Raw genomic sequence first — 16,975 nt, forward strand, 5'->3', positions numbered from 1 at the left:
TTACACGTCCAGCACTTTGCCCGGATTGAGGAGGTTCAGGGGGTCGAGGGTCTTTTTGATGCCTCGCTGGATCTCCAGGCCCACGGGGCCCAGCTCCCTCGCCAGCCACTCCTTCTTCAGGACGCCCACGCCGTGCTCGCCGGTGATCGTGCCGCCCAGCTCCAGCCCGAGGGCCATGATCGCGTCGAAGGACTCGCGGGCGCGGCGCGACTCGTCGGCGTCGGCGGGGTCGAAGCAGACGACGGGGTGGGTGTTGCCGTCGCCGGCGTGGGCGCAGACGCCGATGGTGAGCCCGTACTTGCGGGCGATCTCCGCGGTGCCGTCCAGCATGGCGGCGAGGCGGGAGCGGGGGACGCACACGTCGTCGATCATGGTGGCGGGCCGGAGGGTCTCCAGGGCGGTCAGGGAGAGCCGGCGGGCTTGCAGGAGCATCTCGGACTCGGCGGCGTCCTCGGCGGGGACGACCTGGTCGGCGCCGGCGGCCGTGCACAGCTCGGCGACGGCGGCGAGGTCCGCGGCCGGGTCGGGGGTGTCGAAGGCGGCGAGCAGGAGGGCTTCGGTGCTTTCGGGGAGGCCCATCTTCGCCATGGCGTTGACGGCGCGGATCGTCGTGCCGTCCATGAGCTCCAGCAGCGACGGGGCGGTGCCGCGGGCCATGATCCGCCCGACGGCGTCGCCGGCCGCCGCGACCGAGGGGAACTCGGCGGCGAGCGCGAGCTGCCGGGGCGGGGCGGGCCGCAGCGCGAGGACGGCCCGGACGACGACGCCGAGGCTGCCCTCGGAGCCCACGAAGAGGCGGGTGAGGTCGTAGCCCGCGACGCCCTTGGCGGTGCGGCGGCCCGTCTTCAGCAGCCGGCCGTCGGCGAGGACGACGTCGAGGCCGAGGACGTACTCGGCGGTGACGCCGTACTTCACGCAGCACAGGCCGCCGGAGGCGGTGCCGATGTTGCCGCCGATGGTGCACTGTTCCCAGCTGGAGGGGTCGGGCGGGTAGGAGAGGCCCTGTTCGGCGACGGCGCGGGAGAGGACGGCGTTGACGACGCCCGGTTCGACGACGGCGACGCGGTCGGCGGGGTCGATCTCCAGGATGCGGTCCATCTTGACGAGGGAGAGCACGATGCAGCCGTCGGCGGCGTTGGCCGCGCCGGACAGGCCGGTGCGGGCGCCCTGCGGGACGACGGGGACCCGCAGGGCGGTGGCGGTGCGCATGACGTGCTGCACCTGCTCCACGGTGCGCGGCAGCGTGACGACGGCGGGGGCGCCCGCCGCGCAGAAGCTCGCCATGTCGTTGGCGTACGCGGCCGTGACGTCGGGGTCGGTGAGGACCGCTTCCCCGGGGAGGCCTTCGCGCAGGAGCTTGATCAGATCACCCATGGGGAGCTCATTCCCCGGGCTCCCCACGGGTGAACCGGATCAGAGGTCGGCCCGCGAGCCGGATCAGAGATTGCCCCGCTTCTCCTGCTCCCGCTCGATGGCCTCGAAGAGCGCCTTGAAGTTGCCCTTGCCGAAGCCCATCGACCCGTGCCGCTCGATCATTTCGAAGAAGACGGTGGGCCGGTCCTGCACCGGCTTGGTGAAGATCTGGAGCAGGTAGCCGTCCTCGTCGCGGTCGGCGAGGATCTTCAGCTCGCGCAGGGTGTCGACGGGGACGCGGGTCTCGCCGACCCACTCGCCCAGCGTGTCGTAGTACGAGTCGGGGGTGTCGAGGAACTGCACGCCCGCGGCCCGCATGGCGCGCACGGTCGCGACGATGTCGTTCGTGGCCAGGGCGATGTGCTGGACGCCGGGGCCGTTGTAGAACTCCAGGTACTCGTCGATCTGCGACTTCTTCTTGGCGATGGCCGGCTCGTTGAGCGGGAACTTCACCTTGCGGGTGCCGTCCGCGACGACCTTCGACATGAGGGCGGAGTACTCGGTGGCGATGTCGTCGCCCACGAACTCCTTCATGTTCGTGAAGTGCATGACGTTGTTGTAGAAGGACACCCACTCGTTCATCTTGCCGAGCTCGACGTTGCCCACGCAGTGGTCGATCGCCTGGAAGCGGCGGTCTCCCGGCTCGACGAGCGGCTTGGCGGCGACGTAGCCGGGCAGGTACGGGCCGGTGTACGCGGACCGTTCGACGAGGGTGTGGCGGGTCTTGCCGTACGTGGCGATGGCGGCGAGGACGACGGTGCCGTGCTCGTCCGTCAGCTCGTACGGGGCCTCCAGGCCGGTCGCGCCGTGCTCGATCGCGTAGGCGTAGGCGGCGCGCGCGTCCGGCACCTCGATGGCGAGGTCGACGACGCCGTCGCCGTGCTCGGCGACGTGCTCGGCGAGGAAGCGGCCGTGGTCGGTGGTGGCCTTGATGACCGTGGTGAGCACGAAGCGGGCGCCGCCGGACTCCAGGACGTAGGAGGCGCTCTCGCGGCTGCCGTTCTCCGGGCCGCGGTAGGCGACGAGCTTCATGCCGAAGGCGGTCGAGTAGTAGTGGGCGGCCTGCTTGGCGTTGCCGACGGCGAAGACGACCGCGTCCATCCCCTTGACCGGGAAGGGGTCTGCCTGCCGTGCGGTGTGCGGGGTGTGATCGGTGGTCTGAGTCATGGGCGCAGCGTCCCGCCGATCCACAAGGTGCGCAATAGTTTGCGTATTCACTGGGCAGACTGCACAGCAGACCGCCGGTACCACCGGACGTTCTGTACATGCTGACCACTGGGAGGACCGCATGGCGATCGATCGTTTGGACGGCCGGCTGATCGAACTGCTGGCCGAGGAGCCGCGGATCGGTGTCCTGGAGGCCTCGCGCCGGCTGGGCGTGGCGCGCGGGACGGTGCAGGCGCGGCTGGACCGGTTGCAGGCGCAGGGCGTCATCCGCGGCTTCGGCCCGGACGTGGATCCGGCGGCGCTGGGCTATCCGGTGACGGCCTTCGCGACGCTGGAGATCAAGCAGGGGCAGGGGGGCGACGTCCGGGCGCACCTCGCGAGCGTGCCCGAGGTGCTGGAGCTGCACACGACGACCGGGCGCGGCGACATGCTGTGCCGTCTGGTCGCACGCTCGAACGCCGACCTCCAGCGTGTGATCGACCGCGTTGTGGGTTTTGATGGCATCGTGCGGGCCTCCACGGCGATCGTCATGGAGAACGCCGTGCCGCTGCGGATCATCCCGCTGGTGCAGCAGGCGTCGGCGCAGACCCCGTACCGGCCCTGAGGGCCCCGGCCTCGAGTCCGCCTTGAGGCCCGGGCCCCCTGACGCGACGCGTGAGAGGGAGGCGAGCGGGTGAGCTTCTGGGAGTACGTCGCCGGCCGCCGCGCCCAGCTGCTGGCGGACAGCTACCAGCACGCCAGCGCCGTCTTCCAGTGCATGGTCGTCGCCACGCTCATCGGCGTGGTGATCGGGGTGCTCACGTACCGCCGCGAGTGGGCCGGGAACCTGGCGGTGACCACGACGGCGACGCTGCTGACCGTCCCCTCGCTGGCCCTGCTCGGCCTGCTGATCCCGCTCACCGGCCTGGGCGTGGCGCCGACGGTCACGGCGCTCGTGCTCTACGGGCTGCTGCCGATCGTCCGCAACGCGGTCGTGGGGCTGCGGGGCGTGGACCCCTCGCTCGTGGACGCCGCGAAGGGGATCGGGATGTCCCGGGCGGCGCGGCTCCTGCGCGTCGAGCTGCCGCTGGCGTGGCCGCCGATCCTCACCGGGATCCGGGTGGCCACCCAGATGCTGATGGGCATCGCGGCGGTCGCGGCGTACGCCTCCGGGCCCGGCCTCGGCAACGAGATCTTCCGCGGCGTCTCGTCGCTGGGCAGCGCCAACGCCCTCAACCAGGTGCTCGCCGGGACGCTCGGGATCATCGTGCTCGCCCTGCTCTTCGACGCGGCGTACGTGCTGCTCGGGCGGCTGACGATCCCGAGCGGGATCCGTGGCTGAGGCCGCGCCGCGCCCACCGGAGCAGGGGGCGCGGGCCTCGGAGGACCGGGCGCGGACCTCGGGCGCCGCCGACCGGGCCTCGGGCGCCACCATTCAGCTGGAGAACCTCACCAAGCGCTACCCCGGCAACCCCGCCCCCGCCGTGGACTGCGTGAACATGGACATCAAGGCCGGGGAGCTGGTGGTCTTCGTCGGCCCGTCCGGCTGCGGCAAGACCACCACCATGAAGATGATCAACCGGCTGATCGAGCCGACGTCGGGCCGGATCCGCATCGACGGCGAGGACGTCACCGGCATCGACCCGGTCCGGCTCCGCCGCAAGATCGGCTACGCGATCCAGGCCTCCGGGCTCTTCCCGCACATGACCGTCGCGCAGAACATCGCGCTCGTCCCGCGCATGACCGGCTGGTCCAAGCGGCGGATCGCCGAGCGGGTGGAGGAGATGCTGGACCTGGTGGGGCTCGACCCCGGGGAGTTCCAGGGCCGCTATCCGCGCCAGCTCTCCGGCGGGCAGCAGCAGCGCGTCGGCGTGGCCCGCGCCCTGGCCGCGGACCCGCCGGTGCTGCTGATGGACGAGCCGTTCGGCGCGGTCGACCCGATCACCCGCGACCACCTCCAGGACGAGCTGATCCGGCTCCAGCACGAGCTGCACAAGACGATCGTCTTCGTCACCCACGACTTCGACGAGGCGATCAAGCTCGGCGACCGGATCGCGGTGCTCCGCGAGCGCTCGCACATCGCCCAGTTCGACACCCCGGAGGCCATCCTCACCAACCCCGCCGACGACTTCGTCTCCGGCTTCGTGGGCGCGGGCGCGGCCCTCAAACGGCTCAACCTCACGCGCGTACGGGACGTGGGCGTCGTCGACTTCCCCACCGCCACCATCGACGACCCCCTCCAGACGATCTTCGAGCGGCTGCGCGGGGGCACCACCAACGAGGTGCTGCTGCTGGACCGGCACCACCGCCCGTACAAGTGGCTGCGGCGCGGCGACCTGATGCGGGCCAAGGGCTCCCTCGTGCGCGCCGGCACCCTCGTGCACGACACCGTCACCCGCGACGCGACGCTGCGCGACGCCCTGGAGGCCGTCCTCATCGACAACGCGGGCCGGGTGCCGGTCACCGGACGGCGCGGCCGCTACGAGGGCGTCGTCGACATGGAGACGCTGATGAACTCCGTGCACGAACTCCTGGAGGAGGACCGGCTGGACGCCGTCGAGCACCAGCACCTGCTGGAGGAGCAGCGCGCCCAGCAGGTGCTGGAGGAGCAGGAAGGCACGACGGACGCGCCGGAGGAGCTCGCATGAGGCCCCCGCCCCCGGAGCAACTGGGCCGGCAGGAGGCCGATGAGGCCGAAGAGGCCGACGACAGCGCCGTCCCGGCGCCCGCCCCGCGCCCCCGGCGGCGCGTCACCTGGCAGAAGCTCACCGTCCTGCCCGGCTTCCTGCTGGCCCTGCTGCTGGCCACTTGGCTGTGGTTCCGCGGCGCCGACCTCGACTCCGTCGCCCGCAACTCCATCGCCGACGGCAACGTCTGGCTGCGCCTGCGGCAGCACGTCGTCCTCACCGTCGTCTCCACCTTCTTCGTCCTGGTCATCGCCATCCCGCTGGGCATCCTGCTCACCCGCCGCCGGGTGCGCCCCGCGGCGCCCGCCGTCATCGCCGTCGCGAACGTCGGCCAGGCCACGCCCGCGATCGGCCTGCTGGCGCTGCTGGTGATCTGGCTGGGCATCGGCATGCGGGCCGCGCTCGTCGGCATGGTCGTCTACGCGGTGCTGCCCGTGCTGGCCAACACGATCGCGGGGCTGCGCGCGATCGACCCGACGCTGGTGGAGGCCGCGCGCGGCATCGGCATGTCGGCCGTGGGGGTGCTGCGCCGGGTCGAACTGCCCCTGGCCGTACCGCTGATCCTCGCGGGCGTGCGGACGGCCCTCGTCCTGAACGTGGGCACGGCGACGCTCGCCTACTTCGGCGGGGGCGGCGGGCTCGGCGACCTCATCGCGTCGGGCATCACCAACCAGCGGATGCCGGTGCTGGTGCTGGGGTCGGTGCTGACCGTGGCGCTCGCCCTGCTGGTGGACTGGCTGGCGTCCCTGGCCGAGCTGCTGCTGCGGCCGCGCGGGCTGGGGGCGTCCTGAGCCGCGGCGGGCGTCCCGGCGGGCGGAGGCGTCCCGGGCAGCGGCGTCCCGGCGGGCGGAGGGGGCCGGCGGCGGCCCTCGCCCTCGTCCTCGCGCTGCTCCTGCCCCTGGCCGCCGGCTGCGGCCTGACCAGCGGCTCCCCGCTGGCCGACAGCGTGCGGCCCGGCTCGGTCGGGCAGGGCCTGCCGCTCAAGGGCGCCTCCCTGACCGTCACCTCCAAGAGCTTCAGCGAGAACATCGTGCTCGGCCAGATCATGGGCCTCGCCTTCAAGGCCGCCGGCGCGAGCGTGCTGGACCGCACCAACATCCAGGGCTCGGTCGGGGCGCGCGAGGCGGTCCGCTCCGGCGGCGCGGACGGCATGTACGAGTACACGGGCACCGCCTGGATCACCTACCTCGGCCACGACCGGCCGATCCCCGACCCGCAGCGGCAGTGGCGGGCCGTCCGCGACGCCGACGCCCGCAACGGCCTCACCTGGCTCGCGCCCGCCGCGCTCGACAACACGTACGCCCTGGCCATGAGCCGCGCCGCCGCCCGCACGTACGGCACCCGCACGCTCTCGGACGTGGCCGCCCTGTCGCGGAACGACCCGGGCGCCGTGACCCTGTGCGTGGAGACCGAGTTCGCGGCGCGCGACGACGGCTTGCAGGGCATGGCGAAGGCGTACGACATGAACGTGCCCGCCTCGCGGGTGCAGAAGATGGACGGCGGCATCATCTACACCCAGGTCTCCGGCGGCCGCTCCTGCACCTTCGGCGAGGTGTTCACCACCGACGGCCGCATCGCGGCCATGCACCTCGTCGTCATGCGCGACGACCAGCACTTCTTCCCCAACTACAACGCCGCGCCGGAGATCAACAGCGCGACCCTGCGCAGGTATCCGGCGATCAAGGACGTGCTGGACCCCATCACGGCACGGCTCGACAACGACGTGGCGCGGGAGCTCAACGCCGAGGTGGACGTGGCGGGGAAGGACCCGCGCGAGGTCGCGGAGGAGTGGCTGGTGAAGGAGGGGTTCATCACGCGCTGACCGAGCCCCTCGGGGATCAGCAGGCGGGGACGTTGTCCTCGTCGCCCGAGGCGAGGGCCCGCAGCGACTTGACCGCGTCCTGGAGCTTCTCCACCGGGACCAGCTGGAGCCCCTTGGGAAGGTTGGCCTTCGCCGCCGAGCACTCGGCCTTCGGGACGAGGAAGACCGTCGCGCCGTCGCGCCGGGCCGCCTGGGTCTTCAGCGGGACGCCGCCGACCTCGCCGACGGTCCCGTCGGCGTCGATCGTGCCCGTGCCGGCGATGGTGCGCCCGCCCGTGAGCTCGCCGCCCCGGCCGTCGCCGTCGACCTTGTCGATGATGCCGAGGGTGAAGAGCAGCCCCGCGCTCGGCCCGCCCACGTCGGCGAGGCTGAGGCCGACCTTGAGCTCGCCGGGCGAGCGGTGCAGGTAGCGCCGGGCGGCGTCGGTGGCCGCGTCCTGCGACTTCTTCATCTCCTCCTGGTTGTGCGCGTCGACCTCCTCGTCGGAGTCGCCCACGGGGTAGACGGCGTCGTGCGGCATGACGGCCCGGTCCGTACGGGACCAGCCGCTGATCACGTCGCCCAGGTCCACGTCGACGCGCGGGCCCGTCACCACGATCGTGGTCATGCGCAGCTGGCCCGTGGTCTTCCGCGCCGGGGTGCCCTCGATCGCGATCACCTGCTTGCCGTCGTGGGAGCCGAGCACGTCCACCGTGGAGCCGGGCTGGGCCACCGCGAACGGCAGCGGCACGAAGGGCACGGAGGCGAGCAGGGCGACGACGGGCACGGCGCAGACGGCGAGGGTCCGGGCACGGCGGGACCGGGCGGGCTTGGCCGGGGACGGCGTGGCCGGAGCGGGCGTGGTCGGAGCGGGCATGCAGCGAATCTAGTTCACCCGCGCCCCTTCCGTGACACGCGCCCTCGCCGGGCGAGGCGCGGCGGGCAGCGGAAGGGACCCGGGCCGGCGCGGTGCGCGGGGCTCACCGCAGGGCGTCCGCAACCTCCTTCGCCGCCTCCATCACGCGCGGCCCCACGCGCTCGGGGATCGTGTCCGTGAGCATCACCACGCCCACGCTGCCCTCGATCCCCAGCACGCCGAGCAGCGGTGCCGCCGCGCCACTCGCGCCGGCCTCCAGCTCGCCGTGGGTGAGGGCGTAGCCGGGGCTGTCGGTCTCGCCGCGGCGGGCGGCGAGTATGGCGCGGCCGGCCGCGCCCCGGTCCAGGGGGTGGCGGAAGCCCGCGCGGTAGGCCACGTGGTAGTCCGTCCAGGTCGGCTCGACGACGGCGACCGCGAGCGCCTCGGTGCCGTCGACGAGCGTGAGGTGGGCGGTGGCCCCGATGTCCTCGGCCAGGGAGCGCAGGGCGGGCAGAGCCGCCTCGCGCACCAGCGGGTGCACCTGGCGGCCGAGCCGCAGCACCCCGAGGCCCACCCGGGCGCGGCCGCCGATGTCCCGGCGCACCAGTGCGTGCTGCTCCAGCGTGGCGAGCAGGCGGTAGACGACGGTCCGGTTGACGCCGAGCCGGGTGGACAGCTCGGTGACGGTCAGGCCGTGGTCGGTGTCGGCGAGCAGTTTGAGGACGCGCAGTCCCCGGTCGAGCGTCTGCGAGGTCTCCGCTGTCACGACGCCCCTCCTCCGATGTGGGGGCGGCTCTCGTTCGGGTGGGGTGCGCCACCGGTCCCGTGCCGGCAGCGCGCGAGGAGAGGCCGCCGGCGGCTTGTCGCTTCTTGCAGCTCTTCTTTAACCGGCTGCGCTCCGCGGCGGCGCTGCCACGGGGCGTGTGCGTGACCGGAACCGTAGCGCCGCCGGTCCGCTCAGCGGAAGAGTCTGCCCGCGATCCGGTCAGGCCGCGGCCGAATTTCGGATACCGGGGCCGGCGTCCCGCCATGCGGACGGTTTACGGGCGGAATCACTGAACCCGTCAATGGCCGAAAAACACTGACGAACCGTCAAAGTCCGCCTTAAGGTGATCACCATGCAGACTTCCCGAATAGCCACGCTCGTGGCCGCAGGTGTTCTTGTCCCCGCCGCCTTACTCGCCGCCCCGGCAGCCGCCTCCGAGCGGGTACCCGCGGCGGCGGCAGCCGAGCAGCAGCCCACGGTCGGCCGAACCGTCATCAACGTCGGATCCACGGGCTTCACCATCAAGCCGGGCCAGACGGTCGACCTCGACGTGACGGTCGACAACTCCGCGACCGACACGAACTACGGGGAGATCGGTCTGTACAACGAGGTCTACTTCCACGGAAGGCCGGGCCCCGAATGGGACAACGCGAAGCTGTCGATCTGGAACGAGGAGAAGCAGGCCTGGGCATCCACCTGGTATGACCCATCGAACGAAGTCGAGGTGCCGCACCCCCGGCTGGACAAGGGCTCCACGGCCCACTTCAAGATCCGCTACACCTTCGCGCCCGGCGTGCAGCCGGGCGAGGGTGTCATTGCCTTCAGGGGCCTCTCCATGACCATGGAGAGGAACATCAACACCGACCAGGCAACCTGGCCCGCCCAGGTGAGGATCCCCTTCACGGTCCTCCCCGCGGACCGCTAGCGCCGGACCGCGGACGGGCCGGCGCTCGCCGTCAGCGCATCCGCGTCGCCCACTCGCGCACCTTCTTGATGCGCTCGTTCAACTGGCCCGCCGTGGCTTCCGCGCTCGGGGGGCCGCCGCAGACGCGGCGGAGTTCGGTGTGGATGACGCCGTGGGGCTTGCCGCTCTGGTGGACGTAGGCGCCGACCAGGGTGTTCAGCTGCTTGCGCAGCTCCAGGAGCTCCTTGTGGGTGACCACCGGGCGTCGCTCCGCGGGCAGTTCGAGGAGGTCCGCCTCCTCGTCCGGCCGCTTGCGGCTGTGCGCGATCTGGCGGGCCTGCCGCTTCTGGAGCAGCAGCTGCACCTGCTCGGGCTCCAGCAGGCCGGGGATGCCGAGGTAGTCCTGCTCCTCCGCGCTGCCCGCGTGGGCCTGCATGCCGAACTCGGCGTTGTTGTAGAGCACCCGGTCGAAGACCGCGTCCGATTCCAGCGCCTCGAAGGAGAGTTGGTCGTCGGTGCCGGTGTCCTCGTCCTGCTGGCGCTCCGCCTCGGCGAGGAGCTTGTCCTCCTCCGCGTACGGGTCCTCCTCACCGTCGCCCTTCTTCGGCTTGTCGAGGACGTGGTCGCGCTCGACCTCCATCTCGTTGGCGAAGGTCAGCAGGTCGGGCACGGTCGGCAGGAAGACGGACGCCGTCTCGCCGCGGCGCCGCGAACGCACGAAGCGCCCGACGGCCTGGGCGAAGAACAGCGGCGTGGAGATCGTCGTCGCGTAGACGCCGACCGCGAGCCGGGGCACGTCGACGCCCTCGGACACCATGCGGACGGCGACCATCCAGCGGTCGGTGCCGTGCGAGAAGTCGTCGATGCGCTGGGAGGCGCCGCTGTCGTCGGACAGCACGAGCGTGGCGCCCTCGCCGGTGATCTCGCGGATCAGCTTGGCGTAGGCGCGGGCGGACTCCTGGTCGGAGGCGATGACGAGGGCGCCCGCGTCGGGGATGGACTTGCGCACCTCGGTCAGGCGGCGGTCGGCCGCCCGCAGCACGTTCGGCATCCACTCGCCGCGCGGGTCGAGCGCGGTGCGCCACGCCTGGGAGACGGCGTCCTTGGTCATCGGCTCGCCGAGGCGCGCCGCGATCTCGTCGCCCGCCTTCGTGCGCCAGCGCATGTTGCCGCTGTAGGAGAGGAAGATGACCGGGCGGACGACGCCGTCGGAGAGGGCGTTGCCGTATCCGTACGTGTAGTCGGCGGAGGAGCGGCGGATGCCGTCGTTGCCCTCCTCGTACGTCACGAACGGGATGGGGTTCGTGTCCGAGCGGAAGGGCGTGCCGGTCAGGGCGAGCCGGCGGGTGGCGGGCTCGAAGGCCTCCAGGCACGCCTCGCCCCAGGACTTGGAGTCACCGGCGTGGTGGATCTCGTCGAGGATGACGAGGGTCTTGCGCTGCTCGCAGCGGTTGCGGTGCAGCATCGGGCGCACACCCACGCCGGCGTAGGTGACGGCGACGCCGTGGTACTCCCGGCCGAGGGGGCCTGCGCTGTACTCCGGGTCGAGCTTGATGCCTATCCGGGCCGCGGCCTCCGCCCACTGCTTCTTCAGGTGCTCGGTCGGGGCGACGACGGTCACCTGCTGGACGACGTGGTGGTGCAGCAGCCAGGAGGCGAGGGTGAGCGCGAAGGTCGTCTTGCCGGCGCCGGGCGTGGCGACGGCGAGGAAGTCGCGCGGCTGCTCCTGGACGTACTTCTCCATCGCGCCCTGCTGCCAGGCGCGCAGCTTGTTCGCGGTACCCCAAGGAGCCCGGCCGGGGAAAGCTGGGGAGAGGTGGTGGTTTGTGGTGGTGGTAGTCACGGTCTCCGTCGGCTGGTTCGGCGGTCGGCAACCGCGTCAGCCTACCGGGGCCCGGGTTCACGCTCCGGGGTTACGCCCCGGGGTCACCCGCGGGTGGGACCGAGGTCACACCGCGCCCGGCGGCCTCCCGCGGGCTGAGCCGGGTGGCCACGTACGCGCCCACCAGCGCGAACGCGGCGGCGGCCGCGAAGACGGCGGCGAAGGCGTGGGGCGGGGCGGCGGAGGCGGTCGCGGCGGCGCTCGCCGCGCCGCCCTCGGAGCCTCCGGAGCTCCCGGAGCCTCCGCCGAAGGAGACGAAGAGCACTCCGGCCAGGCCGACCAGGAGGATGCTGCCGAGCGCGTCCGAGGTCTGGAGGGAGGCCGCGTTCGTGCCCTCCTCGCCCGGCCGGGACAGCTTCAGCAGGAGCACCGCACCGCTGGAGATCGTCAGGCCCATGCCGTAGCCGCCGAGCACCCACGACGCCCCGGCCGCCCACACCGGCACGCCGTGCGCCAGCACCGCCGCCATCAGCGCGACGGCCAGCGCCACCAGCCCCATGCCGAGGCACATCAGCCGCTCGCGGTACGGCTCGGCCCGGCGGCGGCTCTGGGTGTACGAACCGAGCGCCCAGGTCAGCCCGCCGCCCGTGAGGGAGAAGCCCGCGAGCGTCGCGGACAGGCCGCGCTCGGTGACCAGCATCAGCGGGATGAAGCTCTCCGCGGCCACGAAGGAGCCCTGCGCGATGCCGCGCAGCAGCACCACCGACGGCAGCCCGCGGCGGGCGCGGAAGGTGCCGCGCGGCAGCAGGCGCCGTATGCACGGCACCAGCAGGGCGAGCCCGGCGGCGGCCGGCAGCAGGGCCCACGGCGTGAGGTCCTGCCCCGCGTACTGCAACAGCCCGGCGCCCGCCGCGACGGCCAGCGCCAGCAGGATGCGGCGCCGGTCGGGCGTCCCGGCCGGCGGTCCCGGCGGCAGGGCGCGCAGGGCCGGGAGCATCACCGCCAGCGGCAGCAGGACCAGCACCGGGATGGCCAGGAACACCCACCGCCAGCCGAACTGCTCGGTGACCGTGCCCGCCACCAGCGGGCCGACGATCACCGGCAGCACCCAGGCGGCGGAGAAGGAGGCCATGACCGAGGCGCGCAGCCGCTCCGGATACGCCCGGCCGACCACCACGTACAGGGCGACGATCACCAGCCCGCCGCCGATGCCCTGCACCCCGCGCCCCGCGACGAACATCCACATCCGCTGCGCCGAGCCCGCGATCACCAGGCCGGCGGCGAAGGCGGCGATGCCGGTGAAGAGGGGGACGAGGGGGCCCGAGCGGTCGCACCACTCCCCCGACAGCGTCATCGCGAAGAGGCTCGCGGTGAAGAAGGCGGAGAAGGCGAAGGCGTAGAGGCCGATGCCGTCGAGGGCACGGGCGGCGACGGGCATCGCGGTGGTCACCGCGCTCGCCTCGAAGGCGATGAGGGAGACGACGGAGATGATGCCCAGGGTCAGGGCCCGGTGACGGCGGCCGAGTATGCCGTCGGCCGGGTCGTTCGCGGCAGTGGCCCGCGGGGCCACGGATTCGGCTGCGGTCATACCGCTTGAGCGTACGGAGGGGATCCGCTTCCGGCGCCTGCCGGGAGGAGGAGATCGCGTCGGACTCGGGTCCTAGGAACCCGGGCGGGGCGGGAGGGGCCGGAGCGAGCGCCTGCCCCCTCCCGCCGCGGCGGCGCGCAACCCCCGCGGCGAGGGTCCGGCGGAATCACCGGGCACGGATCACCGTCCGTACCCGGTCAAGCCGTCAGCAGGACACCCCCGTACGAGGCCCCCGCGATCACGACCCACGAGCACAGGCCCAGCGCGGCGACGCGCCCGCCGGTGCGCACCAGCGACGGCAGGTGGACGGCGCTGCCGAGGCCGAAGAGGGCGGCGGCGAGGAGGAGCTCCTGGGCGTGCGCGGCGAGGTCCAGCCCGGCCGCCGGGACCCAGCCGGTGGTGCGGACGCCGACCATGGCGAGGAAGCCGAGCACGAAGAGGGGGACGAGCGGGGGCCGCTTCCCGGATGCCTTCCCCGAGGCGTTCACCGGGCTCCGGCGGCGCTTGCGTACGGACACGGCCACCGCCGCGACGAGCGGCGCGAGCAGCGCCACCCGCATCAGCTTGACGAGGACGGCGTCGGTGAGCGCCGCGGGCCCGGCGGTCTGCGCCGTGGCCACGACCTGCCCGACGTCGTGCACGCCCGCGCCGACCCAGCGGCCGAACTGCGCGTCGTCCAGCCCGAGCGGGTGGTGCAGGAGCGGCAGGACGGCGATGGCGAGGGTGCCGCAGAGGGTGACGAGGGCCACCGACGTCGCCACGTCCTCCTCGTCGCTGCCGGAGACCTCGCTGACGGCGCCGATGGCCGAGGCGCCGCAGATCGAGTAGCCGGTGGCGATGAGGAGCGGCTGGTCGCCGCGGAGGCCGAGCCTGCGGCCGAGCCAGAGCGTGCCGGCGAAGGTGGCCGCCACGACGGCGACGACCATGGCGACGGTGGCCCAGCCGAGGCCGAGGACGTCGTCGAGGCCGAGCTTGAGCCCGAGCAGGACGACGCCGATCCGCATGAGCCGCTTGCCGGCCAGGGTGAGGCCGGGCCGGGCGGAGCCGCGCACCCAGGCCCGTACGCCGGGGACGTGGGCCGCGGCGATGCCGAGGACGACGGCGGCGGTGAGCATGGGGACGGCGGGGACGAGCAGGTGCACGGCCCAGGCGACGGCCACGCCGGCCGCGGCGGTGGCGAGGCCGGGGAGCGGGCCGGGGGCGGGGGCCGGGGCCGGGGCTGCGGGGGCGGGCTGCGGTGAGGCGCTCGTCCGGGGGGTGACGATCGCCATCAGATCTCGTCGGCCGGGAGGTCGTAGACGCGGCGGACGCTGGAGCCGAGGCGGGAGATGTCGGCGCCGTAGATGTGCAGGGAGATCGCCTTGGCCGTACAGGCGTTGCGGACGCGGTGGATGTCGCCGGGCGGGGCGAAGCCGCACACGTCGCCCTGGTGGTTGACGACGTCCTCGGTGGCGACGAGGCGGGCGGTGGTGCCGTCGGGCACGAGGCGGTAGCGGCGCTCGCTCTCGGTGCCCTCGTGGACGCCGGTGACGCACCAGGAGACGTGGTCGTGGATGGCGGTCTGCTGGCCGGGCATCCAGACGAGGGCGACGACGGAGAAGCTGCCGTCGTGCTCGGCGTGCAGGATGTGCTGCCGGTAGTGGTCGGGGTCGCCCTCCTGCTGTTCGGCGGTGAGCAGGTCGCCGGCGCCGAGGTGGGCGGCGAGCCGCTCGCCGACGAGGTAGGCCGTCGTGTCGGGCGGCAGGCCACGGCCTACGGCTTCCCGGACGTCGTCGACGAGCTGGGCGAGGCGCGCGGTCGTCGGGGCTGCGGTGGGAGTGGTCATGAGTGCAGGGTCGGGGCGGGCGGTCGGGCGGGTCCAACGACAGTCTGTTGACCGGAACCCAACGAGCGCTTATGAGTTGGCCGTAAGTCGCCGGCTGTAAGTCGCCGGTCGCCGGGGCGTGGTCCGTGAAGTCCGGGCTCCCGGTCAGCAGCCGACGCGCCGGGCGGCGACGGCCTTGAGCTCGTCCAGGACGAGCGCGGTCGCCGGGATCCGGAGGTGGTCGCGCAGCACGTACGCGGAGACCTGGCGGCGCGAGGCCGGGTCGAGGGCGCGTCCGGTGATGCGGTCGTGGCGCATGAAGGACAGCACGAGGCCGGGCATCATCGCGATGCCGAGGCCCTCGGCGACCAGGGACTGCACGACGAGGTTGTCGTCGGTGGTGAAGGCGATGTCGGGTGCGAAGCCGACCTCGGCGCACTCGTGGAGGAAGTTGGTGCGGCAGCGCAGGCAGCCGGCGATCCAGCGCTCGCCGGACAGGTCGCCGAGTTTGACGGCGCGGCGGCGGGCGAGGGGGTGCCCTATGGGCATCAGGACGGTGAGCTGGTCCTCCATGAGCGGTATCTCCACCAGCTCCTCGGGGACCTGTTCGTGCAGGCCGGGGTAGGTGAAGGCGAGGGTGATGTCGCACTCGCCGCGCACGAGGCGGCGGATCGAGTCGGGCGGCTCGCCCTCCAGGAGCTCGACGCGGATGCCCGGGTGGTCGGCGGCGAGGCGGGCGAGCGCCTCGGGTATCAGCGTGGCGCTCGCGCTGGGGAAGGCGCAGACCCTGACGCGTCCGGCGCGCAGGCGCGTCAGCGAACTCATCTGCTGCTGGGCGGCGGTGAGGCTGTCGAGGATGCTCTCGGCGTGCCGGGCGAGCGCCTCGCCGGCCTCGGTGAGCCGCATGCGGCGGCCGACGCGGGTGAACAGCGGCGTGCCGACGGAGCGCTCCAGCGCCTTCATCTGCTGGGTGATCGCGGGCTGGGTGTAGCCGAGCACGCGGGCGGCCGCGGAGTACGAACCGGCCGTGACCACCGCGTGGAACGTCTTGATGTGCCGCGAGTCGAACACGCCGGAATCATAAGCGGAATTTGGGATAGCGGGGAGAGAGGTGGGGGGTAGCTTCTGGATGAGCGGATGAAAGGGACGAGGCGGTCTTATGCCACATTACGTGTCGTACGACGGGGTAGAGCTGAGCTACCGGGTGCTGGAGGGGCGTGCGGGGGGCTCGGGATCCGGCTCGGGCTCCGGCTCCGGCTCCGGCTCGGGCTCCGGCTCGGGCTCCGGCTCGGGCTCCGGGGAGCCGCTGGTGTGCCTGGCGGGCGGGCCCGGGAGGGACGCCGCGTATCTGGGCGACCTCGGCGGCCTGGACGCCCACCGCCCCCTGATCATCCCGGACAGCCGCGGCACGGGGGCCTCGCCGCCCTCGCCCGAGCCGTGGGGGTACGCGTTCCCGGCGCTCGCGGAGGACCTGGAGTCCCTGCGGACGCACCTGGGCCTGGAGACCTTCGCGCTGCTGGCCCACGACGCGGCGTGCGCGACGGCCCAGGCGTACGCGGCGCAGCACGGCGACCGCCTCACGCGGCTCGTGCTCGTCACGCCCGGCTCGCGGCTCCAGGGCGAGCTGCCCGACGACGCCGAGGAGATCTTCGAGTCCCGCGCGGCGGAGGACTGGTGGACGGACGCGTACGTGGCCGTGCACACCCTCCCCACGACCGCCGACATGGACGAGGTCCGCAGCCTCCTGCTCCGCGCGGCGCCCATGGGCTACGGCCGCTGGGACGCCCCGCAGCGCGCCCACGCCGCCACCGAACCCGGCCAGCTCGGCCCGGTCCCCCGCGCAGGCTTCTGGCAGGGCGTCGACGACCCGGCCCGCCAGGCCCTCCTCTCCCGCCTCCCCGAGGTCGGCTGCCCCGTCCTGGTCATCACGGGCGACCGCGACGCCCTGGCGGGCATGCGCGCGGGAGAGCTGGTAGCGGCGTCCTTCCGCACGGCGGCGGTCCGCACGCTGCACGGCGTGGGCCACTACCCGTGGGTGGACGAGCCGGACTTGTTCCGTCCGGTGGTGGAGCAGTTCCTGGAGAGGGGGTACGACCCGGAGGCGCGCGGGGCCGTGTGAACGGGGAATGGCAGTCGCATTGCGGGACGGACCGGACTGTTGAACGCTCCGGATGGCGCCCATAGTGTC

General features: G+C 73.0%; 16 protein-coding genes. 7 read left to right on the plus strand and 9 right to left on the minus strand.

All coding sequences use genetic code 11. The features are described from left to right. Both PS271_RS09685 and hppD read right to left on the minus strand, forming a co-directional pair. A complete protein-coding gene (locus PS271_RS09685) occupies positions 1-1,374 on the minus strand; it encodes an FAD-binding oxidoreductase (RefSeq protein WP_398381560.1) in 1,374 nt (457 codons plus the stop codon). A gap of 63 nt (positions 1,375-1,437) precedes the next feature. Continuing rightward, a complete protein-coding gene (hppD, locus tag PS271_RS09690; RefSeq protein WP_398381561.1) occupies positions 1,438-2,580 on the minus strand; it encodes a 4-hydroxyphenylpyruvate dioxygenase in 1,143 nt (380 codons plus the stop codon). Between the two features lie 121 nt (positions 2,581-2,701). Here hppD and PS271_RS09695 point away from each other — a divergent pair, with 121 nt between their 5' ends. The 5 genes from PS271_RS09695 to PS271_RS09715 all read left to right on the plus strand — a co-directional run bounded on the left by PS271_RS09695 (position 2,702) and on the right by PS271_RS09715 (position 7,068). Next, complete coding sequence (locus tag PS271_RS09695; RefSeq protein WP_364961144.1) at positions 2,702-3,184, plus strand: Lrp/AsnC family transcriptional regulator; 483 nt, start codon at positions 2,702-2,704, stop codon at positions 3,182-3,184. Positions 3,185-3,253: 69 nt separating this feature from the next. Further along, on the plus strand, positions 3,254-3,901 hold the full coding sequence (locus tag PS271_RS09700) for an ABC transporter permease (RefSeq protein WP_356283980.1): 648 nt from the start codon (positions 3,254-3,256) through the stop codon (positions 3,899-3,901). 91 nt (positions 3,902-3,992) lie between these two features. Next, positions 3,993-5,207 carry a betaine/proline/choline family ABC transporter ATP-binding protein gene (locus PS271_RS09705; RefSeq protein ID WP_398386779.1) on the plus strand — a complete coding sequence of 405 codons (1,215 nt, stop codon included), beginning with the start codon at positions 3,993-3,995 and terminating at the stop codon, positions 5,205-5,207. Next, on the plus strand, positions 5,204-6,037 hold the full coding sequence (locus PS271_RS09710; RefSeq protein WP_398381562.1) for an ABC transporter permease: 834 nt from the start codon (positions 5,204-5,206) through the stop codon (positions 6,035-6,037). Before PS271_RS09705 ends, PS271_RS09710 begins: the two co-directional genes overlap by 4 nt. A 95-nt stretch (positions 6,038-6,132) precedes the next feature. Then, entirely contained in the window at positions 6,133-7,068 is a 936-nt protein-coding gene (locus tag PS271_RS09715) for a glycine betaine ABC transporter substrate-binding protein (RefSeq protein WP_398386780.1), read from the plus strand. 16 nt (positions 7,069-7,084) lie between these two features. Here the strand turns inward: PS271_RS09715 and PS271_RS09720 are convergent, their stop codons facing one another. Together PS271_RS09720 and PS271_RS09725 are read right to left on the minus strand one after the other, a co-directional pair. Continuing rightward, entirely contained in the window at positions 7,085-7,924 is an 840-nt protein-coding gene (locus tag PS271_RS09720; RefSeq protein WP_398381563.1) for a S16 family serine protease, read from the minus strand. Between the two features lie 103 nt (positions 7,925-8,027). Next, complete coding sequence (locus PS271_RS09725; RefSeq protein ID WP_120758830.1) at positions 8,028-8,669, minus strand: IclR family transcriptional regulator; 642 nt, start codon at positions 8,667-8,669, stop codon at positions 8,028-8,030. Positions 8,670-9,021: 352 nt separating this feature from the next. Between PS271_RS09725 and PS271_RS09730 the strand changes: the two genes are divergently transcribed. Next, complete coding sequence (locus PS271_RS09730; RefSeq protein WP_398381564.1) at positions 9,022-9,594, plus strand: hypothetical protein; 573 nt, start codon at positions 9,022-9,024, stop codon at positions 9,592-9,594. Positions 9,595-9,625: 31 nt separating this feature from the next. On the opposite strand, the gene PS271_RS09735 is transcribed toward PS271_RS09730, so the two are convergent. From PS271_RS09735 to PS271_RS09755, 5 genes are all read right to left on the minus strand, one after another. Then, positions 9,626-11,416, minus strand: a complete 1,791-nt coding sequence (locus PS271_RS09735; RefSeq protein WP_398381565.1) for a DEAD/DEAH box helicase — start codon at positions 11,414-11,416, stop codon at positions 9,626-9,628. 70 nt (positions 11,417-11,486) lie between these two features. Further along, on the minus strand, positions 11,487-12,983 hold the full coding sequence (locus PS271_RS09740; protein WP_398381566.1) for an MFS transporter: 1,497 nt from the start codon (positions 12,981-12,983) through the stop codon (positions 11,487-11,489). 197 nt (positions 12,984-13,180) lie between these two features. Further along, positions 13,181-14,254, minus strand: coding sequence for a YeiH family protein (locus PS271_RS09745; RefSeq protein ID WP_398381567.1), 1,074 nt, complete (start codon positions 14,252-14,254; stop codon positions 13,181-13,183). Further along, positions 14,254-14,808 (minus strand): cysteine dioxygenase family protein, encoded by a 555-nt coding sequence (locus PS271_RS09750; protein ID WP_398381568.1) that lies wholly within the window; start codon positions 14,806-14,808, stop codon positions 14,254-14,256. Before PS271_RS09750 ends, PS271_RS09745 begins: the two co-directional genes overlap by 1 nt. A 144-nt stretch (positions 14,809-14,952) precedes the next feature. Further along, positions 14,953-15,858: a LysR family transcriptional regulator gene (locus PS271_RS09755; protein ID WP_398381569.1), complete on the minus strand. Its 906-nt coding sequence runs from the start codon at positions 15,856-15,858 to the stop codon at positions 14,953-14,955. 88 nt (positions 15,859-15,946) lie between these two features. Here PS271_RS09755 and PS271_RS09760 point away from each other — a divergent pair, with 88 nt between their 5' ends. After that, the gene (locus PS271_RS09760; protein ID WP_398381570.1) at positions 15,947-16,906 is read left to right on the plus strand and encodes an alpha/beta fold hydrolase; all 960 of its coding nucleotides are present in this window, start codon (positions 15,947-15,949) and stop codon (positions 16,904-16,906) included. Positions 16,907-16,975: the final 69 nt, after the last annotated feature.

The organism is Streptomyces sp. SCA2-17 (assembly GCF_044336695.1).